Source organism: Paracoccus ravus, assembly GCF_004522175.1.
Lineage (GTDB): Bacteria > Pseudomonadota > Alphaproteobacteria > Rhodobacterales > Rhodobacteraceae > Paracoccus > Paracoccus ravus.
On record NZ_SDEB01000002.1, the window covers coordinates 123733 to 149128 of the forward strand.

Below are 25396 nucleotides of genomic sequence, written 5' to 3' on the forward strand. Positions count from 1 at the left end.
ATCTTTCGTCCCTCTCATCACGCTGCGGGAATGCCGCGCGACTTGCATTCCTGCAAGGTGTCTTTCGTTGTCATCACCGTCAGCCCCATCGGTCTTTTCTCTGACAGAGTAAAAACCGAGCCGACGATCATCTTGCCATTGCGTTTGTCGCGCAGGGTCCGGATGTGGCGCGCGTAGGGGGTCCCCTTCGCATCCGCCCAATTGGCCAGCGCGCATGTGGCATAGGCGAACGCCGTGTCGGCGTCCACCCCACTGCGCAGATTTGCCGTCACTTCCACGAGGCTTTCCCCGGACTTGCGCTTGCTGGGCCATGCCGTGACGCTCGCGCCCTGGAAATCCGTGGGTTCGGCCTCGAAACTGGCGGGCAGGTTCAGCCGCAAAGGCTTGGTGCGGGCCCGGAAAGCGGCCAAGGCCTTTTCCTGCGCGGTCATCCCGCGCGAGCGCACCGGACCCATATCCGGCACGCCGGACAGGTCCAGACCCAGATTCTTGTTGAGCAACGCGATATCGGCCTCGCTCAGCGCGAATGCCTCCTGCCCCGCATCGGTCTCGAGGTTGACCTCGCTGACCGAGCCGTCCGGCTCAAGGATCAGGATCTCGCCCGATTTGGTCGAGATCCGCCCCTTGGACAACACCTTCTTGTCCGGCGCACCGGCATCGCTTTGCAGAACGGCCACTTCCAGTTCTGACGGCTTCTGGGGCGGCCGTTCGCTGTCATTGCCGCAACCGGCCAGCAAAAGCCCGATCCCGAAAATTCCTGCGAGGCGAACCGCCATATGTCCTTACTCCGCTGCCATCGAGGGCGCATTGCGCGCCGCCGCCATTGCCGAAAGCTCACCCATCAGCGGCGAGGAGCGCGCGATCGGGTTGGTCAGGTAGAAGTCCTTGATCGCAAGGCGGAACTCCGCGCGGCCCATGTCGAACCGGGTGAGCGGCTGCCATTCGTTCTGCGGCACGGTGTCGATCGCGGCCAGATGCGGCACCGCCTCGATCAGCTTGCGGCGCAGACCCGCCAGGCTGTCCCAAGGCAGGGTCGCGCCCAGCTCGGCGGAAAGTGCGCGCAGGATCGCCCAGTTTTCCTTGCCCTCGCCCGGCGCAAAATTGGCGCGCATGGCGATTTGCGGACGGCCTTCGGTGTTCACGAACAACCCGCTTTCCTCGGTATAGCAGGCGCCCGGCAGGATCAGGTCGGCGCGATGCGCACCGCGATCGCCATGGCTGCCCTGATAGATCACGAAGGCACCGGCATCGATATCGACCTCGTCGGCGCCCAGGTTGTAGATCACCTCGGCGCCGTCGATGGCAGCGATCAGCCCGCCCTCGGTCACAGCGCCGACATCCAGCGCGCCAACGCGACCGGCTGCGGTATGCAGGACCAGCAGCTTGCAATTCGCGATTTCGCAAAGGCGCATCGCATTGGCCAAGACGGCCTCGCCGTCGGCTTCGCGCAGCGCGCCTTGGCCGACGATAATCAGGCCCGGCAGTTCAGTGCCTTCCGAGACTTTCGGATCGTCCAGAAGTGCCGCCAAGGCCGCGCGGTCGCCGCCCAAATGCGCATAGTCGAAGGTCAGATCGACGGCTTCGCCGATCAGCGCGACATCCGCGCCATTGGCCCAAGCGCGACGCAGGCGCGAGTTCAGCACCGGCGCTTCTTCGCGCGGGTTGGTGCCGATCAGCAGGATGCGCTTGGCGCTGTCGATATCTTCGATCGCGGCATTGCCGACATAGGCCGAGCGATTGCCCGCAGGCAGGCGCGCGCCATCGACACGGGCCTCAACCTTGCCACCCAGACCTTCGATCAGCTGTTTCAGGCTGAAGGCGGCCTCGACCGGGACCAGATCGCCGATCAGACCGGCGACTTTCTTGCCCTTCATGGCGCGGGCGGCGGTGGCCAGAGCCTCGGGCCAAGTGGCCGGGCGCAGCTTGCCGTTCTCTCGGATATAAGGCTTGTCGAGACGCTGACGGCGCAGACCGTCCCAGACGAAGCGCGTCTTGTCCGAAATCCATTCCTCGTTCACGCCGTCATGGTTGCGCGGCAGAATGCGCATGACTTCGCGGCCCTTGGTGTCGATGCGGATGTTCGAGCCAAGCGCGTCCATCACGTCGATCGACTCGGTCTTGGTCAGTTCCCACGGGCGGGCGGTGAAAGCATAGGGCTTGGACACGAGCGCACCGACCGGGCACAGGTCGATGATGTTGCCCTGCATGTTCGAGACCAGCGTCTGGTTCAGGTAGCTGGTGATCTCGGCGTCTTCGCCACGGCCGGTCTGGCCCATCTGGGTGATGCCCGCGACCTCGGTGGTGAAGCGCACGCAGCGGGTGCAGCTGATGCAGCGGGTCATGTGGGTCTCGACCAGCGGGCCGAGATTCAGGTCCTCGGTGGCGCGCTTCGGCTCGCGGTAGCGCGAGAAATCGACGCCGTAGGCCATGGCCTGATCTTGCAGGTCGCATTCGCCGCCCTGATCGCAGATCGGGCAGTCGAGCGGGTGGTTGATCAGCAGGAACTCCATCACGCCTTCGCGTGCCTTCTTGACCATCGGCGAGTTGGTCTTGATTTCCGAGGGCGCGCCATCCGGACCGGGGCGCAGGTCCTTGACCTGCATCGCGCAGGAGGCGGCGGGTTTCGGCGGGCCGCCCACGACCTCGACAAGGCACATGCGGCAGTTGCCAGCGATGGACAGCCGCTCGTGATAGCAGAAACGCGGCACCTCGACTCCGGCCACTTCACAGGCCTGAATCAAGGTCATGTTCGGATCGACCTCGATAATCCTGTCGTCGATCTTGAGCTTGCGAAGATCCGCCATCTTGTCTTTCCTTATCCGTCGCGGTGGCGAAGCATCGCCTTGCCGGAACGATCTCCGGCGGTTTCCGCACGATTCAAATGCTGGCCGAAGGCTGGCCCGGTTTTCAGTTCCGCTGTCTTGTCCATCTGCCCACGTCTCATCACTTCACCCTGACGAAGGAACGGTGCAGGACTTTCTGGATTCGCTCGCGAGAGCCGCGACGCAGGACCACGGTCATCGCATCGCTGTTCCGGTTGAAGCTGACCGTGCCGTAGATCGCCTCTCCGGTATTGTAGTAAAGCGCGCGATTGGCATCCGTGGTGTAGCGGCTGCCATCCGAACGCCAGCAGTCGATCCGCGCATCGCTTGCATTGCCGGTAATGCGCAGGATCGGCTTGCCGGCAAGATTGCGCGTGACCCAGCTGCGAACGCCCGGCCCGGTCGCGTCGCAGTCGATATCGGTCGGCGCGAGCGTGTCGAACTCGAGATAGAATTTCTCCGCAGTCGCCACGAACGGGTCCGACGGCTCGCCCGCAAAAGCATCCGCCGCGATCATCGCGGCGGCGGATGCGGCCATCAAGGTCAGCCCGATGCGGTTCATCCAGCGCTTCATTTCGCCACCAACAGGCTGCCGATCACGCTCTTGCGCGCGATCTCGTCACGGCCCAAGCGGCAGAAGCTCTCGGCGTCGCCGGACCTTGCGCCCTTGCGGGTCAGATAATCCTCGGCCACGGCATAGATGCGCTTCTTCTGGGACTTGTCATCCAGGAAGGCCTCGATCTGCTTGGCTGAATAGCCCTTGCTCTGGGCATAGGACTTGAGCTTGCGCGCCTCGCCATAGGCATAGAACAGGCGGGCGTCGATATTCGGGCAGGTCCGCCGGATGCGATCCGCGATGCGGGCGGCGATCAGGCGGTCATTGATGTATTTTTCCTGTGCCAGCGGCTCGAGGGCGGCGGCGGGGCCCGCGGCCAGGAGCGTGGCCGCAATCAGCGCAAGGGCGATCGGTTTCATGGCATATACCTCCTTGTCATGGCGCATCGTCATAACATGGGGGGCCTTGCCTTCCGGCACACCTTGGCGCGAGAGGGCCGTGATTCCCCCGTTCCGGGCGCGCAAACGCGCGGGGTCCCCCGAGGGGGACCGCCTTGCCGGAAATTTGAGGGAAAAGGCCATTGGCGCTTACTCCGCGGCCATGGCGCCCATGCGCCCGGTGCGTTTTGCCTTGATGCGATCCTCGATCTCCTCGCGGAAATTGCGGATCAGGCCCTGGATCGGCCATGCGGCCGCATCGCCGAGCGCGCAGATGGTGTGGCCCTCGACCTGCTTGGTCACGTCGAAGAGCATGTCGATCTCTTCGACCTCGGCCTCGCCGCGCACGAGGCGGTCCATGACGCGCATCATCCAGCCGGTGCCTTCGCGGCAGGGCGTGCACTGGCCGCAGCTCTCATGCTTGAAGAACTTGGACAGACGCCAGATCGCCTTGATGATGTCGGTGTCCTGATCCATCACGATCATGCAGGCCGTGCCGAAGCTGGAACGCAGCTCGCGCATGCCGTCATAATCCATGATGGCGTTTTCGCATTGCTCGGCGGTCAGCACCGGGCAGGAAGCGCCGCCGGGGATCACGGCCTTGAGGTTCTTCCAGCCGCCGCGAACGCCGCCGCCATGTTTCTCGATCAGCTCGCGCATCGGGATCGACATCGCCTCTTCGACGACGCAGGGCGTGTTGACGTGGCCGGTCATGCCGAACAGCTTGACGCCTGCATTGTTCGGGCGGCCGAAGCCCGCGAACCATTCGCCGCCGCGACGCAGGATGGTCGGGACCACCGCGATCGATTCGACGTTGTTCACCGTGGTCGGGCAGCCGTAAAGGCCCGCGCCCGCCGGGAACGGCGGCTTCATCCGGGGCATGCCCTTCTTGCCTTCGAGCGATTCGATCAGCGCGGTCTCTTCGCCGCAGATATAGGCGCCCGCGCCGTGATGCAGGTAGAGGTCGAAATCCCAGCCCGAACCGGCGGCGTTGCGGCCCAGGAGGCCCGCGTCATAGCATTCGTCGATGGCCAGCTGCAGCGCCTCGCGCTCGCGGATGAACTCGCCGCGGATGTAGATATAGGCCGCATGCGCGCCCATTGCGAAGCTGGCGATCAGCGCGCCTTCGATCAGCGTATGCGGATCGTGGCGCATGATCTCGCGGTCCTTGCAGGTCGCGGGCTCGGATTCATCGGCATTGATGACCAGGTAGGACGGGCGGCCGTCCGATTCCTTCGGCATGAAGGACCATTTCATGCCGGTCGGGAAGCCTGCGCCGCCACGGCCACGCAGGCCCGAGGCCTTCATCTCGTTGATGATCGAATCGCGGCCGCGCTGGATGATCCCGGCGGTGCCGTCCCAGTGGCCGCGCTTACGCGCCCCGGCCAGGCTGCGATCGCCCATGCCGTAGATGTTCGTAAAGATCCGGTCCTGATCGTTCAGCATCCCAAATTCATCCTTGTCCCTGCGAGGGCGCATTGCGCCGCCGCCAGATCCGCCAGGTCACCAGAAGCGACCAGATCAAGGCCCCCATCGCCGCGAGATCGGCGAGAAAGGCGTATTTCGCGGGCCAGCCCATCCGGCCCCCCATCCATTGCAGCCCGAGCCAGACCAGCATCGTGACGGCGATCACCACCGCCACCAGCCGCATCTGGCCCGCAGCCGATACCGTCGCGGGTCGTTTCGCGCGCGACGAGCTATCCCTTGTCGGGCCGGTCATCAAGTGGCCTCGCCCCTTTCCACCGCGCGAGAATGCGCGGTGTCGCCCCCGGCCGCCAATAGCCGGGCCTGTCCGACCCAGTCATCGGTCTCGATCCGGCTGCCCATCCGGCCCAGCCTGCCGGCGAAATCGGCAGCCTCTTGCGCGTCCCAGCGGGCGATCTGCTCAAAACGCGTCACGCCGTTATCGTTCAGCCAAAGGGCGAGCTTTGGCCCCACGCCCTTGATCCTGCGCAGATCGTCCGCGCCCGATGGTTCCGCGACATCCCCGGCGCGGGTTTCATCCGCGACCAGATCGGCATAGGCCATGACCGGGACCTGCTCGCGCGTGGGCTTCGGCGCGGGCATCGCACCCGCGACGATCGGCATTTGGCTTGCCGAGGTCACCGGATCCGCCAGACCGGCCGAGACCAGCATCGCCTCGGGCTCATGCTCGGCCGCTTCGCGCCGCCAGTCGCGGGCGGAAACAGCCTGCCACATCTCGGGGCGTCCGGCGCAGACCAGCCAGACCAGCATCGCGCCGAACAACCAGAAGGTCAGCAGACCAAGGAACAGACCCCCGAAAAACCCCAGATCGCCGATCCCGGCGGTGAACAGCAGGACCACGACCCCCGCGATCGCGCCCGAGATCCAGCAGTTCCTGTTGCAGACCGTCCGTTCCATCACCGCCGTTCTCCTGTCTGTCCGAGGCGCGGCCCCTGTTCGCTAGCCGTTAGATAACATCCTTTGCCTGTCCGGTCACTTCGCCCAGGGCGTCGTGATCGGAACCTCGGTGCCGTCGATGCGCTTCACCGTGTCGCCGAGGCTGACCGCGATGGCGACGCTGCCATTATGCGCCTCGCCCGATTCCGCGGTCAGCGTGGTCGCGCCACCCAGCGGCTCGGCCGAGAAGCGGCCGTTCTGCGGGCCGGGAACCGGCACTTCGCCCGCGGCGAAGCTGTCGATCAGCGCGGCCAGTTTCTCGACGGTAAGGTCCTCGTAGAAATCCTTGCCGATCTGGGCCATGGGCGCGTTGGTGCAGGCGCCGAGGCATTCGACCTCTTCCCAGCTGAAGCGGCCGTCTGCCGACAGCGTGTGCGGGGCCGGTGCGATCTTTTCCTTGCAGACCCGGATCAGGTCTTCCGCGCCGCAGATCATGCAGGTCGTGGTGCCGCAGATCTGGATATGGGCGACGGTGCCGACCGGGTAGAGCTGGAACATGAAGTAGAAGGTCGCCACTTCCAGCGCGCGGATATAGGGCATCCCGAGCAGGGTCGCGCAATATTCGATCGCCGGACGCGACAGCCAGCCTTCCTGTTCCTGCGCACGCCACAGGACCGGAATGATCGCCGATTGCTGGCGACCTTCCGGATATTTGGTCATCTGGGCTTGCGCCCATTCAAGGTTCTTGGGGCTGAACTCGAACGAGTCCGGCTGAACAGGGGAAAGACGGCGCAGCATCAGCGGTCAACCTCTCCGAAAACGATATCAAGTGTGGCGATGATCGCCGGTACATCTGCCAGCATATGGCCCTTGGACATCCAGTCGATCGACTGGAGATGGGCAAAGCCCGGAGCCCGCAGCTTGGCGCGCCAGGGCTTGTTGGTGCCGTCCGAGACCATATAGACGCCGAATTCGCCCTTGGGCGCCTCGACGGCGGCATAGACCTCGCCCGCTGGGACCTTGAAGCCCTCGGTATAGAGCTTGAAGTGATGGATCAGGCTTTCCATGTCGCGCTTCATGTCCGAGCGCTTCGGCGGCGTCAGCTTGCCACGGGCCAGAACGTCGCCCGCGGGTTCCGCGCGCAGCTTTTGGATCGCCTGCTTCATGATCTTGGTCGATTCGCGCATCTCGGCCATGCGGCAGAGGAAGCGGTCATAGCAGTCGCCGGTCTTGCCGACCGGGATCTGGAACTCGAACTCGTCATAGCACTCGTAGGGCTGGCTGCGACGCAGGTCCCATGCGAGGCCCGAGCCGCGCACCATGACGCCGGTATAGCCCCAGTTCAGGCAGTCTTCCTCGGTCACGATGCCGATGTCGACCAAACGCTGCTTGAAGATCCGGTTCTCGGTCAGCAGCGTGTCGAGGTCATCGACGAGGCGCGGGAAGCGCTCGCACCATTCCTCGATATCGTCCAGCAGATCCGGCGGCAGGTCCTGGTGAACGCCACCCGGACGGAAATAGGCCGCGTGCAGACGCGCGCCGCAGGCACGTTCGTAGAACACCATCAGCTCTTCGCGGGCCTCGAAGCCCCAGAGCGGCGGAGTCAGCGCGCCGATGTCCAGCGCGCCGGTCGTCAGGCCCATCAGGTGGTTCAGGATCCGGCCGATTTCCGAGAAAAGCACGCGGATGAGGCTGGCGCGGCGCGGAATCACCGTGCCGGTCAGTTTCTCGATGGCCAAGCACCATGCATGTTCCTGGTTCATCGGCGCCACATAATCGAGGCGGTCCAGATAGGGCAGGTTCTGCAGGTAGGTGCGGCTTTCCATTAGCTTCTCGGTGCCGCGATGCAGCAGGCCGATATGCGGGTCCGCGCGCTCGACGATCTCGCCGTCGAGTTCCAGAACCATGCGCAGCACGCCGTGGGCCGCAGGGTGCTGCGGGCCGAAGTTGATGTTGAAATTGCGGATGCTCTGCTCGCCGGTCAGGGCGTCGACAGAGCCGTCATCATAGCTGTTCTTGTGGATGTCGCCGTCCATGGTCATCCCTTACATGCGATGCGTGGCGCGCAGATCTGCGCGGCTGCGGTCACTTCTTCGCCTCGGGCGCCTTCTCGTCACCCGGAAGCACGTATTTCGCGCCCTCCCACGGGGACAGGAAGTCGAACTGGCGATATTCCTGAACGAGGCTCACGGGCTCATAGACCACGCGTTTCTCGTCGTCATTCCAACGGACCTCGACATAACCAGTGGTCGGGAAGTCCTTGCGAAGCGGATAGCCTCGGAACCCGTAATCGGTGATGATCCGGCGCAGGTCCGGATGGCCCGAGAACAGGATCCCGAACATGTCGAAGACCTCGCGCTCGTACCAGTTCGCGCCGGGGAAGACACCGGAGAGCGAGGGGACGATCTCGTCCTCGCGCACCTGAACCTTCACGCGGATGCGGTGGTTCTGATACATCGACAGCAGATGCACGACCAGATCGAAGCGCGCCGGGCGCGCCGGGTTGTCCACCGCCGTGATGTCGATCAGCGTCGAGAAGCGGCAATTCGTGTCATTGCGCAGGAACTCGATCAGGCCGACCAGCCCGGACAGCGTCGCGTTGACGGTCATTTCGCCGAAAGCCAATTCGGTCGAGACGACGTCGTTCGGACGGCGCAGCGAAATGTGATCGGCCAGTTCCAGCAGGGCTTCGTCAGACATGGCTTACCTCACCAGAGTGCCGGTGCGCCGGATGCGGCGCTGAAGTTGCAGGATGCCGTAAAGCAGGGCCTCGGCGGTGGGGGGGCAGCCCGGAACATAGATGTCCACCGGAACGATCCGGTCGCAGCCACGCACCACGGAATAGGAATAATGGTAATAACCGCCGCCATTGGCGCAGCTGCCCATCGAGATCACGTAGCGCGGCTCGGGCATCTGGTCATAGACCTTGCGCAGAGCCGGGGCCATCTTGTTGGTCAGCGTGCCTGCGACGATCATCAGGTCCGACTGACGCGGGGACGCGCGCGGCGCGGTCCCGAAACGTTCGAGGTCATAGCGCGGCATCGAGGTCTGCATCATCTCGACCGCGCAGCAGGCCAGACCAAAGGTCATCCAATGCAGCGAGCCGTTGCGCGCCCAGTTGATGATGTCCTCGGTCGTGGTCAGCAGGAAGCCCTTGTCCTGCAGTTCGCGATTCAGTTCGGCGGTGGCGAATTCACGATCCACGCCGGCCGTATTGGCACCGGTCATCACGCCCATTCCAGCGCCCCTTTCTTCCATTCATAGGCAAAGCCAATCGTCAGCACACCCAGGAAGACCATCATCGACCAGAAGGCAACTTCGGTCAGGCCCTGAAAGGCGACGGCCCAGGGAAACAGGAACGCAACCTCGAGGTCGAAGATGATGAACAGGATCGACACCAGATAGAAGCGGACGTCGAATTTCATCCGCGCGTCGTCGAAGGCGTTGAAGCCGCATTCATAGGCGCTGACCTTTTCCGGGTCGGGATTGCGGATCGCGACAATGGCGGCGGCCAGAATCAGCACGATCGCCAGAGCGGAGGCCATTCCCAGAAAAACCAGGATCGGCAGATATTCTTGCAGCAGGTATTCCACTGGATTTGGGCTCCCTTTCGCTCGCAGGAACCCGGTTGGCGGCCCGCGATGGGTTTGGCTGACGCCCCTTTAGCCCCGCCGAAAGGAAGGGTCAACGGTGCGGGCCGCAATGTTCGGCATTGTAACCACAAGGAAGCGGCGAGGCCACCGGATTGCCTTCATGCCAGGCTTTGGCCCATGCGAAAACAAACTATTTCACTCGGTCTTTGACGTGCCGAGGCGACCCAGATGGGTGTGGCGAAAGCCCGTAGGCAGCTTCAGGCCAAAGCCCAAGGCCCGGTCCGCGCCGATATGCGCGAGCCAGAGCCCACCGGCCGAGATCAGACCGGTCTGCCCCGAGGCCACGCCCATCATCATCAGCAGGAACGGCATCGCATAGAGATGCGCGAGGTTATAGGTGAAGGCCCCAGCCCGCTTGCCAAGCGCGTAGCCCGCCATCGACAGGTCGGGCGCCAGAAGTGCCGCGACCCACGCCCAACCCGGCCAGCCGGGCGAGGCGAAACCGGCGACCATGATACCACCGAGTGCGAGCCCCGCACCCTCGACCTGCTGCCAGAGCTTCGCGCTCACTCGGCTGCCCGACTGCGCGCGGCGTCCAGCATCGGGCCAAGATAGCGCCCGGTATGGCTTTCGGCGATTTGCGCCACATCTTCGGGCGTGCCGGTCGCGACGATGCGGCCACCGCCATCGCCACCCTCGGGGCCGATATCGATGATCCAGTCGGCGGTCTTGATGACATCTAGGTTATGCTCGATCACCACAACCGTATTGCCCTGATCGACAAGGCTGTGCAGCACTTCCAAGAGCTTGCGCACATCCTCGAAATGCAGGCCAGTGGTCGGCTCGTCGAGGATATAGAGCGTCTTGCCGGTGGCGCGGCGCGACAGTTCCTTGGACAGCTTCACCCGCTGCGCCTCGCCGCCCGAAAGCGTCGTCGCCTGCTGGCCGACCTTGATATAGCCAAGGCCAACCTCGACCAGCGCGTCCATCTTTTCCCGGATCGAGGGCACGGCGCGAAAGAATTCCTGCGCATCCTCGACCGTCATGTCGAGCACGTCGGCGATCGACTTGCCCTTGAACTGGACCTCCAAAGTCTCGCGGTTGTAGCGCTTGCCCTTGCAGGTCTCGCAGGTGACATAGACGTCGGGCAGGAAATGCATCTCGATCTTGATGACGCCGTCGCCCTGACAGGCCTCGCAGCGCCCGCCCTTGACGTTGAAGCTGAAGCGACCGGGCTTGTAGCCCCGCGCCTTGGCCTCGGGCAGGCCCGCGAACCAGTCGCGGATCGGGGTGAAAGCCCCGGTATAGGTCGCTGGGTTCGAGCGCGGCGTGCGCCCGATCGGGCGCTGGTCGATGTCGATCACCTTGTCGAGCAGTTCGAGCCCCTTGATCGTCTCGCAGGGCGCGGGTGTCTGGCGCGCGCCGTTCAGCCGCAGCGAGGCGGTCTTGAACAGGGTCTCGATGGTCAGGGTCGACTTGCCGCCGCCCGAAACCCCGGTGACGCAGACGAACTTGCCCAGCGGGAATTCGGCGGTGACGTTTTTCAGGTTGTTGCCGGTCGCGCCGATCACCTTGACCGCCTTGCCCTTGCCCTTGCGGCGCTCGTCGGGGACATGGATCTCGCGCGTGCCCGACAGGTACTGCCCGGTCAGGCTGGATGGGTCCGAGGCGATCTCGGCCGGCGTGCCACGTGACACCACCTGCCCGCCATGCACCCCCGCACCCGGCCCCATGTCGAAGACATAATCGGCATGGCGAATCGCATCCTCGTCATGCTCGACGACGATGACCGAGTTGCCCTGATCGCGCAGCCCCTTCAGCGTGTCGAGCAGCCGGTCATTGTCGCGCTGGTGCAGACCGATCGAGGGCTCGTCAAGCACGTAAAGCACGCCGGTCAGACCCGAACCGATCTGGCTGGCGAGGCGGATTCGCTGGCTTTCGCCGCCCGAAAGCGTGCCCGCCGCGCGCGAGAGCGTCAGGTAATCGAGGCCGACATTCACGAGGAAACCCAGCCGCTCGCGGATCTCCTTGAGGATGGCATGGGCGATCTCGTTCTTCTGCTTCGAGAGATGCTTCGGCGCGTCGGTGATCCAGGCCAGGGCCTCGCGGATCGACAGTTCCGTGACATTGCCGACATGCGCGCCCGCGATCTTCACCGCCAAGGCCTCGGGCTTCAGCCGATATCCCGCGCAGGCGCCGCAGGGGCGGTTGTTCTGGTATTTCTCGAATTCCTCGCGCACCCATGCGCTGTCGCTTTCGCGCAACCGGCGCTCCATGTTCGGGATGATCCCCTCGAACTGGCGCGAGACCTCGTAAACGCGGCCCGCATCGTCGAAGCGGAAGGGGATTTCCTCTTTGCCCGAGCCATTCAGGAACATGTCCTGCACCTCTTTGGGCAGGTCCTTCCACGGGGTCTTCTTGTCGAAGCCGTAATGCTTGGCCAGCGCGTTCACGGTCTGGGTCAGATAGGCCGATTTCGACTTGGCCCAAGGCGCGAGTGCCCCTTGCGCAACCGACAAAGCCTGATCCGGAACGATCAGGCGCTCGTCGAAGAACAGTTCCATCCCCAGCCCGTCGCAGACCGGACAGGCCCCGAAAGGCGCGTTGAACGAGAACAGACGCGGCTCGATCTCGGGAATGGTGAAGCCCGACACCGGACAGGCAAAATTCTCAGAGAAGGTGATGCGCTCGGCCTCACCCTCGGCGGGTGCGGTCTCGAGCAGAGCGATGCCATCGGCCAGATCCAGCGCGGTACGGAAACTGTCGGCAAGCCGCGTCTCCATCCCCTCGCGCACGACGATGCGGTCGACGACCACGTCGATATTGTGGCGGAACTTCTTGTCGAGCACCGGCGGTTCGTCCAGTTCATGGAACGCGCCATTGACCTTGACACGCTGGAAGCCCTGCTTCCGCAGCTCAAGGAATTCCTTCTTGTACTCGCCCTTGCGGTCGCGGACGATGGGGGCCAGCAGATAGGCGCGCGTGCCCTCGGGCATCTCCATCACCCGGTCCACCATGTCCTGCACCTGCTGCGCCTCGATCGGCAACCCGGTCGCCGGGCTGTAGGGCGTGCCCGCGCGGGCGAAAAGCAGGCGCAGGTAGTCGTAGATCTCGGTCACCGTGCCGACGGTCGAGCGCGGGTTCTTCGAGGTGGTCTTCTGCTCGATGGAAATCGCCGGGGAAAGACCGCTGATATGGTCCACATCCGGCTTGCCCATCATGTCGAGGAACTGGCGCGCATAGGCCGACAGGCTTTCGACATAGCGCCGCTGCCCCTCGGCATAGATCGTGTCAAAGGCGAGGCTGGATTTGCCCGAACCCGACAGCCCGGTGATCACCACCAGCTTGTCGCGCGGAATGTCCATATCCACGTTCTTGAGATTGTGCTCGCGCGCGCCGCGCACCTCGATGAACTTCTGTTCCATCGTCACGTCCTGATTCCGCCAAGGGCAAGAGATAGGCATCACGGGCGAAATGGCAAGTTGGAACGGAACATCACGCGAACATTCGCCAGCTCATTGCCCCCATCGCAGCACCGCGATATGGAAAATGCCGGTTTCAGCCGCCGGTATGGCTCATGTAGCGTGAAACCTGGCCCGAGACATGCTGTCTGGAATAATCGAAATCATGCCCCTTGGGTTTGCGGGTGATCGCCTCGCGGATGGCATTGGACAGATCCGCATCGGACGGGCTGGCGCGAAGGGCCGCGCGCAGATCCGCGCGATCCTCTTGCCCAAGGCACATGAACAGCTCTCCGGTGCAGGTCAGGCGCACCCGGTTACAGCTTTCGCAGAAATTATGCGTGAGCGGGGTGATGAAGCCGACCTTCTGTCCGGTCTCATTGATCCTGACATAGCGCGCGGGCCCGCCCGTCCGCTCGGCCAGAGGGGTCAGCGAAAAGCGCTCGGCGATCCGGGCATTCAGATCGGAAAGCGGCCAATATTGGCCCAGCCGTTGCTCTTCGGTCATCTCGCCCATCGGCATGACCTCGATAAAGGTCAGATCATGACCCTCGGTTGCGCACCAGTCGAGCAGGGGAAACAACTCATCCTCGTTGAAACCCTTCAATGCGACGGTGTTGATCTTGACCCGCAACCCGGCGGAAGTCGCCGCCGCAATGCCTTCCATCACCTGTTCCAGACGCCCCCAGCGCGTGATCCGGGCAAATCGATCATCTTTCAGCGTATCGAGCGAGACATTGACCCGCCGTACCCCGCAATCGGCCAATTCCCCGGCAAAGCGGGCCAATTGGCTTCCATTGGTGGTCAGGGTCAATTCGTCCAGCCCCTGCCCCAGATGACGCGACATGGCGCGAAAGAATTCCATGATATTGCGCCGCACCAGTGGCTCGCCGCCGGTGACGCGCAGCTTGCGCACCCCCAGCCGGACAAAGACCGAGCATAGCCGATCCAGTTCCTCAAGCGTCAGCAGATCCTTTTTCGGCAGGAACTGCATATGCTCGGCCATGCAATAGGTGCAGCGGAAATCGCAGCGATCCGTCACCGAGACCCGAAGATAGGTGATCGGTCGCGCGAAAGGGTCGATCAGAGGGGCCGGCGCATCCATTTCCCCAAGATAAGATGGCGCGCGCATCGGCACAAGGCAGCCGATGGGTTCACAATGCCGCAACCATGATGGCGACAAGCGGTGGACATGGCCCTTGGCAGGCGGCTAGCCTTTCCCCAGAACCGATGAAACGCGAGGGCCGGAACGATGATCACGCCAACGCTGCGCTGTTGCGGCTTTCTGACGATTCTGGCCCTTGCCGCCTGCAACAAGGGGGACAGCGCCCCGACCAGCCCGTCCTCCAGCGCCAGCACATCGCCAGACGCGATCGTGCTGACCGAGCCTGCGGCCATGGCCGGTGCGACCGCCCCACGCAGCGCGGGCCGGACCGTCTCGGCCTCGACCATCGGGGTCGCGGCGGGGCAGTCGGCGGAGGAACTCGACACAACGACGGCCGGCCAAAAGGCGCAAGCCGCAGCCCCCTCGGCCGGAGGGCAGAAACTCGGGACAACCATCGCCTCGCTGGGCGATCCCTCGCAGCCGGGTTTCTGGATCAAGACCCCGCTTGTCGGGGCCGAAAGTCAGGGCCGGATCGTGAACCCGGCAAACGGAAAATCCGCGAATGTCCGGCTGATCCCGCTGGGAGGACCGGCCAGTGGCGGCAGTCAGGTCTCGCTTCCCGCCTTGCAGATGCTGGGCGTCAGCCTGACCGACCTGCCCGCGCTGGAGGTCTATTCCGGCTGATCGGGCAACCGGCGCGCGGCCTCGCGGCGCGCGAATGGCTTCAGCCTCTCTCCATGCGCCGCCAACCAATCCCGCACGCGCTGCGGATCATGCTTTGAAAGCTCGCGCAGCCACCAGCCGATGGCCTGTTGAATGGAGCCGTCGTGATCCTCGGTCAGGCGTTCCAGCCAGCTCAGGATACGTTCGCGCCGGGCCATGTCCTCGGGTTTGGGGTTGCGGATATGGGTCCAGGGCAAGGTCCCGATCAGCGCGGCACGGCGTACCCAGTGACTGGGATGGTCCAGCCATTCCTCGACCTCGTCGAGCCGCCGCGGCTCGGCCAACAGGCGGCGCCCGCCTGCGCTCATCACCTGATCCGCGATCGCCCAGCCGTCAAATTGCGGCACCCAGCTGGCGATCAGCGACCAGGCCTCGTCATCGGGCCGGATTCGCGCCTGCGTGAGCAGCTTGGCCGCCGCCACCCGCGCCTCGTGAATGTCGCTGTCCCAGAGGCGGCGCGCCAGGTCCACGCGTCCGGCAATGTCCAGATCGGCGCGCCACGCGCGGGCGCAGGCGTCGATCACCGGAACCGGTATGCCCAGATATGTCCGGCTGGCCTTGTGATATCGCGCGGCCTCGGCCGCCTTCGCCGGGTCCGCCAGTTGCTGCAATTCCTCGAGCTGCGCGAACCTGTCCATGCGTGTACCTTTCACATCTGTCCCGGCCCCCATGCCCCCGAGGGCCGGCAAATGTCAAATGCTGATCGCGCTGGCGCGCGGATCACGCCGCCGAGACGCGCCAGATCACGTCGCCAACATCATCCGCCATCAAGAGCGACTTGCCGTCCGGCCCGATCGCGACGCCGACCGGACGGCCATAAGAGAAGGATTCGTCCTCGGACAAGAAGCCGGTCAGGATGTCGCGGGGCGGGCCCGAGGGCTGGCCATCCTTGAAGGGCACGAAGATCAGCTTGTAGCCGCTGAGCGTGGCGCGGTTCCAAGAGCCGTGCTGGCCGATCACCATGCCGTCGGGAAAGCCCGGCAGCGTCCCTTCGGGCATCCAACACAGGCCGAGCGATGCGGTATGGCCGCCCAGCGCATAATCGGGGCGGACCGCACGGGACACCTGCGCCTTATCCTGAGGAACGCGGTTATCCACGGTCTGGCCCCAATAGCAATAAGGCCAGCCATAGAACCCGCCATCCTTGACCGAGGTCAGATAATCCGGCGGCGTCTCGTCGCCCAGCCCGTCGCGTTCATTGACCACTGTCCAAAGCGCGCCTGTCACCGGCTCCCAGGCAAGGCCCACGGGATTGCGCAGCCCGCCGGCAAAGATCCGGGCCGCGCCGGTTTCCAGATTCAATTCCCAGATCGCCGCGCGGCCTTCTTCGACCGCCATGCCCTCGTCGCCGATATTGCTGAGCGAGCCGACGCCGGCATAAAGCCGTTTCTTGTCCGCCGAGAGGATCAGGCTGCGGGTCCAGTGGCCGCCGGGCTTGAACTCGACCAGCCGCTTGCCCTCGCCCTGCAGCTTGCCGCTGGACGCATCATAGCCAAAGGCCAGCACCCCGTCGGTATTGCCCAGATAGAAGGTGTCCCCGGCCAGCGCCATGCCAAATGGCTGGTTCTGGTTCTCGACAAAGATCTCGCGGATTTCGGCCACGCCGTCGCCATCGGCATCGCGCCACAGGCTGACCCGGTTCGCGCTGATCCCCACGGCCTTGGCGCGCCGCAATGTCGCGATCATCGCACGATCCAGCATCGAGCGCGGCGGGCGCTCGCTTTGCAGGGCCTCGGCGACCAGCACGTCGCCATTCGGCAGCACCTCGATCCAGCGCGGATGCTGCAAGCCGGTCGCAAAGGCATTGACCCGAAGACCCGGCGCGGCCTGCGGTTTTTCGCCCTCGCGCCAGCCGCGCGCGGTCGGCATCTTCAGCGTCATGATGCCCTGCTCGCGGGCCTGCGGGATCTCGGGATTGCCGCCGATGGCTTGCTGCGCCGGCGAGTTCTTGCGCCGAAGGGCCACCATGACGCCCCCCACGAATGTCGTTGCCTTTTCGATCAGGTCCATGATTGCTCTCCATTTTTCCCGGTCAAGCTAGCCATGCCCCGCCCCACGTCAAGAGAGCGGGGCATGAGCCATGATTTCCGTCAGGGGATTTCCTCAGCCGCCCATGAGCTTGTCGAGCGCGGCCTGGCTGCGCGCGGGGTCCTCCTGATAGCCGATCAGGCCGGAATACTGCCCGTCTTCGTCGAAAAGCAGCGTCATCGCGGAATGATCCATCGTATAGCCGTCATCATTCGGCACCTTGCGGGCATAGACCCGGAACGCCTTGACGGCTTTCGCGATCTCTTCCGGCGGACCGGTGACGCCGGTGACGCCCGGTGCCCAGGACACATAATCGCGCAGCTTGTCCAGCGTGTCGCGCTCGGGATCGACCGTCACGAAAAAGACCCGCAATTCCTTGCCCTGTTGCTTGAGCCGATCCTGCCAGCCCGCGACCTCGCCCAGGGTGGTGGGGCAGACATCGGGGCAATGCGTGAAGCCGAAGAAGACGGCCGAGGGCTGCCCTTTCAGACTATCCTGCGTGAAGGGAGAACCTTCGGTCGTCTGCAGATTATAGGCCCCTCGGCCCAGATGGTCGGTCCCGGATTGCGCGAGTTGATCGAGCCGGGGCGAGATCAGCCAGAACCACGCGCCCGCCAGAGCCGCGATCGCGACCAGCGTCCAGAGTAGCAGCCGGATCCGGCGCAGGGAATCAGTGGCCGCCATGCCCGCCTCCCGCATTCATCGGACCCACGGTCAGGCTGATCTGCGCGATGCCCGCATGTTCGAATTCAAGCTCCATCTCCAGCGTCGCACCCTCGACAAGCGGTTCCTTGAGGTCGAACAGCATCAGATGGAATCCGCCGGGTTGCAACGCCACGCTTTCTCCGGCCGGCAAGACGAGCCCGTCATCGAGCTTGCGCATCCGCATGACCTCGCCCTCCATCGCCATCTCGTGGATCTCGACGCGCCCGGCCAAGGGCGTGCTGGCCCCGATCAGCCGATCCGGATCCGCGCCGGCATTGGTCAGCGTCAGATAGGCTCCGCCGACCGGCGCGCCGGGCGGAGTCGCTCGGCTATAGGCATCAGAGACGACGATTTCGCCCACCCGCGTCTCGGCGGCGGGATGCGATGCGCTGTCGTGATGGCCATGCGCATGGGCCGGTGCCTTGGCCTCGGTCAACCTCAGCGCAGGGGCAGGATTGTCAGCTTCCGCCGCGCCGGTCACGTCGATCCATGCCGCTTTCGCCATGCCGCATTCCTGAATGGTCGGGAAATAGATCGTGCTGCCCGGCACGAGATCCGGGCCGACCGTGCCACGGAAGACGAACTCATCATAGAAATCATCGGGCAAGTCGCCGCCCGACCAGATGATCTCGCGCACGCCCTGGCGGACCTGCCGCCCGTGATCGTCAAAGGGACGCGCATAGTTCCCCGTGACGGTCTTGATGGTCCAGCCGGGCTTGGGCATGGGCTTGGCGCTGTAGAACCCCTCGGGCAGTTGCACACGCAGCGTCTTGGTCGGCTTGCCGTCGCAGCCATGCCCGATGCGGATGACGGCGCGGTAGCTCGACCCGACCGCGGCTTCGGCGGTCTCAAGCGTGGCATGCGCCCGCGCCGGGCCGACAGACAGCAGGGTCGCAGCGCTCAAGGTTGCGGCAATGATATGGTTTTTCATGATATTTCCCGTTCGAAGAAGTCTGCCCCTATCGGGCCTGTGATGGCTTCACGACAGGAGCGGGGGCGCGCGGGCCTCGGGGACAGGGATCGAGCCGGGCGCCGGGACCAGCGCCTTGCGGAGCAAGGGCGCGATGCGCTGCGCCACCGGATGGTGATCCGGGGCAGGATCGCTAGCGTCGGACAAGGCCGGCTGGGTATGGAGCGACCAGATGCATTCGGGCGGTTCCGAGGCCGGGCGGGATTGCTCTGACGCAGGCGTGACCGTGCCATCGGGGGCAACGACCATCTCGACGGGACCGTCGCTGCCGCACAGGACAAGCGTGATCCGGCCTGTCGCATCGCTGGCCGGCATGGTCCCGGCATGGATCAGCGACAGGGCGAGAAAGGGCAGCAGCACCAGGGCGGCGATCGCCCGTGTGGCGCTGCGCCACCGGGGGGTTCCGCGCCCCTTCTGTCCAATCCGCGCTGTCATGCACCTCATCCCCGAAATCAGCCGGAGTGCTGCCAGATTATCCCATGTATGAAAAGTTCGAAATCATTCCCACCAGCGGTCGATCCGGGCAATATCCTCGTCGGACCAACCGAAATGATGCGCGAATTCGTGGATCACGACATGGCCGACCAGCGCGGCCAGCGTCACATCGCCGCGGCTCGCCCATTCATCCAGAATGGCACGGCGGAACAACCAGACGGTGTCGGGGAAATACTGCGGCGCGCTTGCGGATTTCTCGGTCATCGGGACGCCGTCATAGAGCCCGGTCAGCTCGAGCGGGTCGTCGATTTCCAGCTCGTCCAGAAATTCCTCGCTGGCGAAATCCTCGACCCGCAGCACCACCGTTGCCGCCGGGCCCGCAAAGGCCGGGGGCAGACCGGCGACCGCCTTGCGGGCCAGTTCTTCGATAAGCCCTGCATCCGGGGCGACGGCGTCTTTCCATTCGGGCATGTCAATCCTCGTCTCTGGCCCCCGATATGGACAAAAACCAGCATTTGTGAAAGAGCGAAGCCGACAGGAGACCCTCGATGACCATCACCCGTTTCGCCCCCTCTCCCACCGGCCATATCCATGTCGGCAACCTCCGCACCGCGCTGATGAACTACCTCATCGCGCGCAAGAGCGGCGGCACCTTCATCTTGCGGCTCGACGATACCGACCGCGAGCGGTCGAAACAGGAATATGCCGACGGCATCCAGCGCGATCTGGAATGGCTGGGCCTGACCTGGGACCGGATCGAGCGCCAGTCCGACCGCCTCGACCGCTATGCCGAGGCCGCCCAGGGGCTGCGCCGGTCCGGCCGCCTCTACGAGGTCTTCGAGACCCCGGTCGAACTGGACCTGAAGCGCAAGAAGCAGCTCAACATGGGCAAGCCGCCGGTCTATGACCGCGCGGGCCTGAAACTTGGCGCCGATGAGATCGCCAAGCTGCGCGCCGAGGGCCGAGACGGCTATTGGCGTTTCCTGCTCGATCAGGAGCGCATCGAATGGCATGACGGGATCCTCGGCGACATCTCGATCGACGCGGCCAGCGTTTCGGACCCGGTGCTGATCCGCGCCGACGGGCAGGTGCTTTACACCTTCGCCTCGTCGGTCGATGACGCGGATATGGGCGTCACTCATATCGTGCGCGGCGCCGACCACGTCACCAACACCGCGACCCAGATCCAGATCATCCGGGCGCTGGGTTCCCAGCCGCCGACCTTCGCCCATCACAGCCTGCTGACCGGCGCGCAGGGCGAGGAACTGTCCAAGCGGCTCGGCACCCTGTCGATCAAGGACCTCCGCGAGAACGGCGTCGCCCCCGAAGCCCTGCTGTCGCTGATGGCCCGCCTGGGCTCGTCCCAGCCGGTCGAATTGCGCATGTCGCTTGACGATCTTGCGGCGCATTTCGATCCCTCGCAATTCGGCGCCTCGCCGACCAAGTTCGATGCCGAGGATCTCTGGCCGCTGACCCGCGAGGCGAACCAGTCGCGCCCCTTCGAGGTGGTCAAGGATCGCATCGCCGCATTGGGCGTGCCCGCCGAACAGGCCGAGCGCTTCTGGCGCGTCGCCTCGCAGAACATCACCCGGCTCGACGATCTCGCGGGCTGGTGGGAGATCTTCTCGAAAGGCGCCGAACCGCAGATCGATCCCGAGGATGCCGAGTTCATCGCGCAGGCCATGACGCTGCTGCCGCCGCCGCCCTATACCGACGCGACCTGGGCCGAGTTCACCAGCGCGGTGAAAGAGGCCACCGGCCGCAAGGGCAAGGGCCTGTTCATGCCCCTGCGCAAGGCCCTGACCGGCCAAGCCCATGGACCGGACATGTCCGATGTCATGCCGCTGCTGCAGGTCGTGCGCGCCAAGGGCTAAGCCGCAGGACAGATCGGCAATCCCCGAAGGGCGGTCGCGCAATGCGTCCGCCCTTTTCCCATTCCCGATGGGATTTCATCCGTGATTTCCGCATCTTATCCACAGCACAGCGGAAGCTCGCGGCGCATCGAAGAAAATAACGCATTCGCGTCATTTTTCTTTTCCATTGCCCTTGACCCCACCCCCTACTCGCCGTAGATAGCGCGCACTCCGTGGCGGAGTAGCTCAGCTGGTTAGAGCAGAGGAATCATAATCCTTGTGTCGGGGGTTCAAATCCCTCCTCCGCTACCAAAGAATTCCGGCCCATCTTCTCTAGGAAGATGGGCCTTTTCTTTACCTCTCCCCCACCTTGAACGCTTCGGAACACCTGCCCCTGCGGTGCGATGCCAGACCGGGAATGTCGGCTGGTGGCCAAGCGGAATTGTGCCCCGTTTCGTGCAAGTTCCGAAAAACGCGGCCGATCGAGGGGCTTTCACGTCGCTGCAATCTTATTATGCGCTTGTGACTTGACGATCCCTTCAAGGGGTTGGTTAGGTAAATCGCGCCCCAAGGCGTTCAGGCAGCATAGGACCGAGAGGTGAATCTGATGGCCGAAGCAGAAGCGAAAGAAATTCCCGAGATCGAGCTGGCCGAAGGGGTCGAAGGCGAGACGGAAGGCAAGAAGGCACGCAAGCCGCGGGGCGCCGGAAAACGGCTGGCGCGCATCGAAAGCGCCGACACATTGAAGAAGAAGCGCCAGGGTTTGCAGCGTGTCGCATTCACCCTGATTCGCCAGCTTGCCGAAGGCAAGTCCGGCCCCCGCAGCCAGAAGGCGGCGCAGGAAATCATCGCCCAGTTCGACAGCATCAAGGCCGAGGCCAAGGAAGCCAAGCTCAAGAAGAAAGCCGAGGCGGGCGACACCCAGGCCGAGGCCTGACGCGCATCCGAACCGGCTGGCCATCGAGCCGGCCGGTTCAGACTTGCGGTCGGACTCCACGCTTGGCTGAAAGGTTTACCGGATTGACTGCCCTTCTTTTTCTGCGCAATTACGGCCCCAGCGAAGTCGTTTTTGCCGAAAGATTTTCCCGCGCTCTGGGCCAGGAACACGTCCTTCTTGCCGTTCCGGACAAATTCGCCGCAAAAGCTTCCGAGGATGGCTGGCCGGGCGTGATCTCCGTCGCGACGCCGCCCCAGGCGGCAAGCCCGGGCCACGAGATCCTCCATGCCCTGAAAGCCGCGCTGGCAGCCCAGCCCGGGACAGGGGCGCTGCTTTTCTGCCGCGACGACGTTCACATTCCCGACATTCCCGGCCTGGCCGCCGCGCTGGCGCACTACGCAGATAGGGCGCTGATCGCGGGAGGGGTGGAACAGCGCGCGTCCGAGCATGACGAGGACGCATCCACCCGCGCCACCAAGCCTCTGGCACTGGCCCATTTCCCCGCCGCCGGACTTGCGCGCGCGGTCGCGTCGCTCGACACCGGCATGGACATGGCAGGTAGCGACTCCGTTCAGGCGCTGCTCTCCACGATTTTGGCTGATTCCGGATTGGGCGATTTTTTCGAACTCCTTCCAGAATTCTTTGATCGCAGCAGCTTCCAGAGCCGCAGCATTCATCTTCTGGACAGCCAGGCGACGGTCGGACAGAAGGTCTTGTGTCCCGCCCTGACCATCCGCCAGATCACGAGCCAGATCGGGCAGATGGGCGAAAAGAAGCGCCAGCGCCTGGCCTCGCGGCTGGCATCGGCCCGGAACCATCTTTCGCCCCAGCAGAACCTTGTGATCGATGTCGCGCTTGCCTGTCGCGGCGAGGGGAAAGCCCGCGTCCCGACGACCCGCCGCCCGATCCTGCGGGCCAATGGCGTCGCCACGGCCATGGCGAACCGGCACACGCTGCATTCCGGTCCGCGCCGGGCCGGGCAAAGCCGCATCGCCGATTTCGACACGCTTCATCTCGACCATTTCGACCCGAAACGCCAAGAGGCCGTCTGGGTTCGGACGCCGGCGCTGAAGGATCCGCGCGAAGGCGCTTTCTATTACCAGTCGATCAGGCAGCACGCTGCCGAGGCGATCGACGTGCCCTACCGCCATCTTGCGCCCTGGGAAGGGACACTTCCCGCCATTCCCATCTTTGTCTTTTCCATCGGACGTTGCGGCTCGACCCTGTTTTCGCAGATTTCCAAGGCAGCCGGACTTCCGACCTGGTCGGAACCGGACAGCTTCACCAATCTGGTGCGGATGACCGAAATTCGGCGCAATGAGCAATTGCGTCACAAGCTGGCGCGCGTTGCCCTGAACGATCTTGCCCGCAAGGTCCGCAACGAGGGCGGCCCCGACTATTTCGCCGTCAAGCTGCGCTCGCATGTCAGCTTCATCTGCACCCAGCTTGCCGCGCAGCATGCCGATTCCAAGAGCTACTTTCTGGTGCGCGATCCCGTGCCCTGGGCCAAATCCTTTGGCACGCATTTCGGCTCGAATCCGGCGACGCTCGCGAACCGGCTCGATCGCATGATCCGCACGATGCGCCATGCCCGCGACGGAGGCATGGATTTGAGGCTGCTGGATTACGCCGAGATGCTGGAGCAGCCCGAAAGGATCTGCAAGGAACTGGCGGAGTTGACCGGCAGGTCATTCGATCCGGCCCATCTCGGGACGGTCATGGCCGCGGATTCGCAGGCCGGAACCACGATCTCACGCGGGACGGGCCGGGTGCTGGCCGATGATTTCGTGTCGGTCTTCACCGCGGAACTCGAAAGGCTCAATCCGGAACTGCTGAGCGTCCCTCCCGCCGGATGGCTGGGCGAGGCGGGTGACCGCCCCTTGCCGACCGCTTAGTCGCGCCCATCCATGCGCACGAAATCCAGCACGCTGCCCTGACCGGGCTGCAATTCCGACCATTGATCGATCTGGAAATCGACCACCAGCGTCGCGGCGGTCGGGTAGCGGCGAAACTCGGGATCAAGCAGAGGCCGCGCAGGAAGGCTGGCCGCGAATTCGGCAATGCCGGGATTATGCCCCAGCAGCATGACGGTCGGCTCGCGGGCGCTGCGCAGGATATCCATGATCCGCTCGGGCGAGGCCTGATAAAGCCCGGGCTCAAGCCGCAGATGCGGGCGCACTTCAAGCGGCGCGATCGCGACGCGCTCCCATGTCTCGCGGGTGCGTGCCGCAGTCGAGCACAGCACCTCTTCAGGCTCGTAGCCGCGGCTGGCCAGCCAATCGCCCAAAGCCCGCGCCGAACGCCTGCCGCGATCGTTCAGCGGCCGATCATGATCGGCCTGGCCGGGTTCCTCCCAGGAGGATTTGGCATGACGGGTTAGGATCAACCGGCGATGTCCGAGAGGAGTCATGCATATGCCTTTGCCGCCGAGGGGTGTTGCGCCGAGCCTGCCATAGCATTCGGCGCAACGGCAAGGGCTGTTTCCGACCCGCCCTAAAGACCGTGTCCGCCCTGGCGCAGCCCCCGCGGCTTGACGCGCGGCTCGGTCGAGCGGATCAGCGAGCCTGCGCCATGCTCGGTGAAAAGTTCGAGCAGGCAGGCATTCGGCACCCGGCCATCCAGAATGACGACGGCGCGCACCCCTTCTTCGACGGCTTTCAGGGCGGTCTCGGTCTTGGGAATCATGCCGCCCGCGATGGTACCATCGGCGATCATCGCGCGGACCTGATCGGGGCTCATCTGCGTCACCACCTCGCCCGAGCCGTTCTTGACGCCCGCGACATCGGTCAGAAGCAGCAGACGGTCGGCCTTGAGCGCGCCGGCAATGGCGCCCGCCGCGGTATCGCCATTGACGTTGAAGGTCTCGTTATCCTCCATCCCGGTCGCGACGGGCGCGATGACCGGGATCAGTCCGGCATTGTAGAGGTCGCGGATGATCTGGACATTCATCTCGACCGGGCGACCGACGAAGCCCAGTTCCGGATCGTCCGCCTCGCAGACCATCAGGTCGTCGTCCTTGCCCGAGATGCCGACGGCGCGGCCGCCCGCGTCGTTGATCGCCTGCACGATGCGCTTGTTCACGAGGCCCGAGAGCACCATCTCGACCACTTCCACGGTTTCGCGGGTGGTGACGCGCTTGCCGCGCACGAAATTGCTCTCGATGCCCAGCTTGTTCAGCAGGTCATTGATCATCGGGCCGCCGCCATGGACCACGACCGGATGGATGCCGACCTGCCGCATCAGCACGATATCGCGGGCAAATTCGGCCATGGCCTCGTCGTCGCCCATGGCATTGCCGCCGAATTTCACCACGACGACCGCACCGGAATATCGCTGCATATAAGGCAGTGCTTCCGAGAGGGTACGAGCGGTGGCGATCCAGTCACGGTTCATGTTCTGCTTTCTCATCA

Annotated in this window: 26 protein-coding genes, 1 tRNA gene and 1 pseudogene; 5 read left to right on the top strand and 23 right to left on the bottom strand. The window is 64.3% G+C overall.

The genetic code is table 11. The annotated features are described in order from the left end of the window. Positions 1–17 precede the first annotated feature (17 nt). The 15 genes and pseudogenes from ESZ60_RS02460 to moaA form a co-directional block, all read right to left on the bottom strand. Positions 18–776 carry a hypothetical protein gene (locus tag ESZ60_RS02460; RefSeq protein ID WP_134678829.1) on the bottom strand — a complete coding sequence of 253 codons (759 nt, stop codon included), beginning with the start codon at positions 774–776 and terminating at the stop codon, positions 18–20. Between the two features lie 6 nt (positions 777–782). Beyond that, positions 783–2804, bottom strand: coding sequence for an NADH-quinone oxidoreductase subunit NuoG (gene nuoG / locus ESZ60_RS02465; protein ID WP_134678830.1), 2022 nt, complete (start codon positions 2802–2804; stop codon positions 783–785). Positions 2805–2943: 139 nt separating this feature from the next. Next, on the bottom strand, positions 2944–3384 hold the full coding sequence (locus tag ESZ60_RS02470) for a hypothetical protein (protein WP_134678831.1): 441 nt from the start codon (positions 3382–3384) through the stop codon (positions 2944–2946). Positions 3385–3392: 8 nt separating this feature from the next. Continuing rightward, positions 3393–3797 (bottom strand): DUF5333 domain-containing protein, encoded by a 405-nt coding sequence (locus ESZ60_RS02475; RefSeq protein ID WP_134678832.1) that lies wholly within the window; start codon positions 3795–3797, stop codon positions 3393–3395. Positions 3798–3965: 168 nt separating this feature from the next. Continuing rightward, positions 3966–5261, bottom strand: coding sequence for an NADH-quinone oxidoreductase subunit NuoF (nuoF, locus tag ESZ60_RS02480; protein WP_134678833.1), 1296 nt, complete (start codon positions 5259–5261; stop codon positions 3966–3968). Between the two features lie 7 nt (positions 5262–5268). Further along, on the bottom strand, positions 5269–5535 hold the full coding sequence (locus tag ESZ60_RS02485; RefSeq protein ID WP_209021225.1) for a DUF5337 domain-containing protein: 267 nt from the start codon (positions 5533–5535) through the stop codon (positions 5269–5271). Further along, positions 5535–6197 (bottom strand): hypothetical protein, encoded by a 663-nt coding sequence (locus ESZ60_RS02490; RefSeq protein ID WP_134679006.1) that lies wholly within the window; start codon positions 6195–6197, stop codon positions 5535–5537. Before ESZ60_RS02490 ends, ESZ60_RS02485 begins: the two co-directional genes overlap by 1 nt. A gap of 84 nt (positions 6198–6281) precedes the next feature. Then, a pseudogene (gene nuoE, locus ESZ60_RS02495) lies at positions 6282–6974 on the bottom strand (NADH-quinone oxidoreductase subunit NuoE); the annotation flags it as partial. Beyond that, positions 6974–8212, bottom strand: coding sequence for an NADH-quinone oxidoreductase subunit D (locus ESZ60_RS02500; RefSeq protein WP_134678835.1), 1239 nt, complete (start codon positions 8210–8212; stop codon positions 6974–6976). The pseudogene nuoE and the gene ESZ60_RS02500, both read right to left, overlap by 1 nt. A gap of 49 nt (positions 8213–8261) precedes the next feature. After that, positions 8262–8876: an NADH-quinone oxidoreductase subunit C gene (locus tag ESZ60_RS02505; protein WP_134678836.1), complete on the bottom strand. Its 615-nt coding sequence runs from the start codon at positions 8874–8876 to the stop codon at positions 8262–8264. A gap of 3 nt (positions 8877–8879) precedes the next feature. After that, positions 8880–9413: a NuoB/complex I 20 kDa subunit family protein gene (locus ESZ60_RS02510; RefSeq protein ID WP_010392952.1), complete on the bottom strand. Its 534-nt coding sequence runs from the start codon at positions 9411–9413 to the stop codon at positions 8880–8882. Next, positions 9404–9769 (bottom strand): NADH-quinone oxidoreductase subunit A, encoded by a 366-nt coding sequence (locus ESZ60_RS02515; RefSeq protein ID WP_134678837.1) that lies wholly within the window; start codon positions 9767–9769, stop codon positions 9404–9406. Before ESZ60_RS02515 ends, ESZ60_RS02510 begins: the two co-directional genes overlap by 10 nt. Positions 9770–9964: 195 nt before the next feature. Next, on the bottom strand, positions 9965–10339 hold the full coding sequence (locus tag ESZ60_RS02520) for a DUF4260 domain-containing protein (RefSeq protein WP_134678838.1): 375 nt from the start codon (positions 10337–10339) through the stop codon (positions 9965–9967). Continuing rightward, the gene (gene uvrA, locus ESZ60_RS02525; RefSeq protein WP_134678839.1) at positions 10336–13194 is read right to left on the bottom strand and encodes an excinuclease ABC subunit UvrA; all 2859 of its coding nucleotides are present in this window, start codon (positions 13192–13194) and stop codon (positions 10336–10338) included. Before uvrA ends, ESZ60_RS02520 begins: the two co-directional genes overlap by 4 nt. A gap of 133 nt (positions 13195–13327) precedes the next feature. Then, the gene (gene moaA / locus ESZ60_RS02530; protein WP_134678840.1) at positions 13328–14335 is read right to left on the bottom strand and encodes a GTP 3',8-cyclase MoaA; all 1008 of its coding nucleotides are present in this window, start codon (positions 14333–14335) and stop codon (positions 13328–13330) included. A 147-nt stretch (positions 14336–14482) separates the two neighbouring features. On the opposite strand from moaA, the gene ESZ60_RS02535 reads away from it, so the two are divergent. Further along, a complete protein-coding gene (locus ESZ60_RS02535) occupies positions 14483–15019 on the top strand; it encodes a hypothetical protein (RefSeq protein WP_134678841.1) in 537 nt (178 codons plus the stop codon). On the opposite strand, the gene ESZ60_RS02540 is transcribed toward ESZ60_RS02535, so the two are convergent. The 6 genes from ESZ60_RS02540 to ESZ60_RS02565 form a co-directional block, all read right to left on the bottom strand. Continuing rightward, positions 15007–15696, bottom strand: coding sequence for a DNA alkylation repair protein (locus ESZ60_RS02540; protein WP_134678842.1), 690 nt, complete (start codon positions 15694–15696; stop codon positions 15007–15009). The two genes, ESZ60_RS02535 and ESZ60_RS02540, sit on opposite strands and share 13 nt — an antisense overlap. A gap of 82 nt (positions 15697–15778) precedes the next feature. Continuing rightward, positions 15779–17068 carry a PQQ-dependent sugar dehydrogenase gene (locus ESZ60_RS02545; RefSeq protein WP_134678843.1) on the bottom strand — a complete coding sequence of 430 codons (1290 nt, stop codon included), beginning with the start codon at positions 17066–17068 and terminating at the stop codon, positions 15779–15781. A 93-nt stretch (positions 17069–17161) separates the two neighbouring features. Beyond that, positions 17162–17770, bottom strand: a complete 609-nt coding sequence (locus ESZ60_RS02550; RefSeq protein ID WP_134678844.1) for an SCO family protein — start codon at positions 17768–17770, stop codon at positions 17162–17164. After that, positions 17757–18722, bottom strand: coding sequence for a DUF1775 domain-containing protein (locus ESZ60_RS02555; protein ID WP_134678845.1), 966 nt, complete (start codon positions 18720–18722; stop codon positions 17757–17759). Before ESZ60_RS02555 ends, ESZ60_RS02550 begins: the two co-directional genes overlap by 14 nt. Before the next feature lie 48 nt (positions 18723–18770). Then, a complete protein-coding gene (locus ESZ60_RS02560) occupies positions 18771–19196 on the bottom strand; it encodes a hypothetical protein (RefSeq protein WP_134678846.1) in 426 nt (141 codons plus the stop codon). Between the two features lie 63 nt (positions 19197–19259). After that, entirely contained in the window at positions 19260–19667 is a 408-nt protein-coding gene (locus ESZ60_RS02565) for a metallopeptidase family protein (protein WP_134678847.1), read from the bottom strand. 77 nt (positions 19668–19744) lie between these two features. Between ESZ60_RS02565 and gltX the strand changes: the two genes are divergently transcribed. The 4 genes from gltX to ESZ60_RS02585 all read left to right on the top strand — a co-directional run bounded on the left by gltX (position 19745) and on the right by ESZ60_RS02585 (position 23881). Then, positions 19745–21070, top strand: a complete 1326-nt coding sequence (gene gltX / locus ESZ60_RS02570) for a glutamate--tRNA ligase (protein ID WP_134678848.1) — start codon at positions 19745–19747, stop codon at positions 21068–21070. Between the two features lie 214 nt (positions 21071–21284). After that, positions 21285–21361, top strand: a tRNA-Met gene (locus tag ESZ60_RS02575). Between the two features lie 295 nt (positions 21362–21656). Beyond that, positions 21657–21986: a hypothetical protein gene (locus tag ESZ60_RS02580; protein WP_134678849.1), complete on the top strand. Its 330-nt coding sequence runs from the start codon at positions 21657–21659 to the stop codon at positions 21984–21986. 83 nt (positions 21987–22069) lie between these two features. Beyond that, on the top strand, positions 22070–23881 hold the full coding sequence (locus ESZ60_RS02585; protein WP_134678850.1) for a sulfotransferase family protein: 1812 nt from the start codon (positions 22070–22072) through the stop codon (positions 23879–23881). On the opposite strand, the gene ESZ60_RS02590 is transcribed toward ESZ60_RS02585, so the two are convergent. Together ESZ60_RS02590 and argB are read right to left on the bottom strand one after the other, a co-directional pair. After that, positions 23878–24396 carry a SixA phosphatase family protein gene (locus tag ESZ60_RS02590; protein ID WP_134678851.1) on the bottom strand — a complete coding sequence of 173 codons (519 nt, stop codon included), beginning with the start codon at positions 24394–24396 and terminating at the stop codon, positions 23878–23880. The two genes, ESZ60_RS02585 and ESZ60_RS02590, sit on opposite strands and share 4 nt — an antisense overlap. An 83-nt stretch (positions 24397–24479) precedes the next feature. Continuing rightward, entirely contained in the window at positions 24480–25379 is a 900-nt protein-coding gene (gene argB, locus ESZ60_RS02595) for an acetylglutamate kinase (RefSeq protein ID WP_134679007.1), read from the bottom strand. Positions 25380–25396 lie beyond the last annotated feature (17 nt).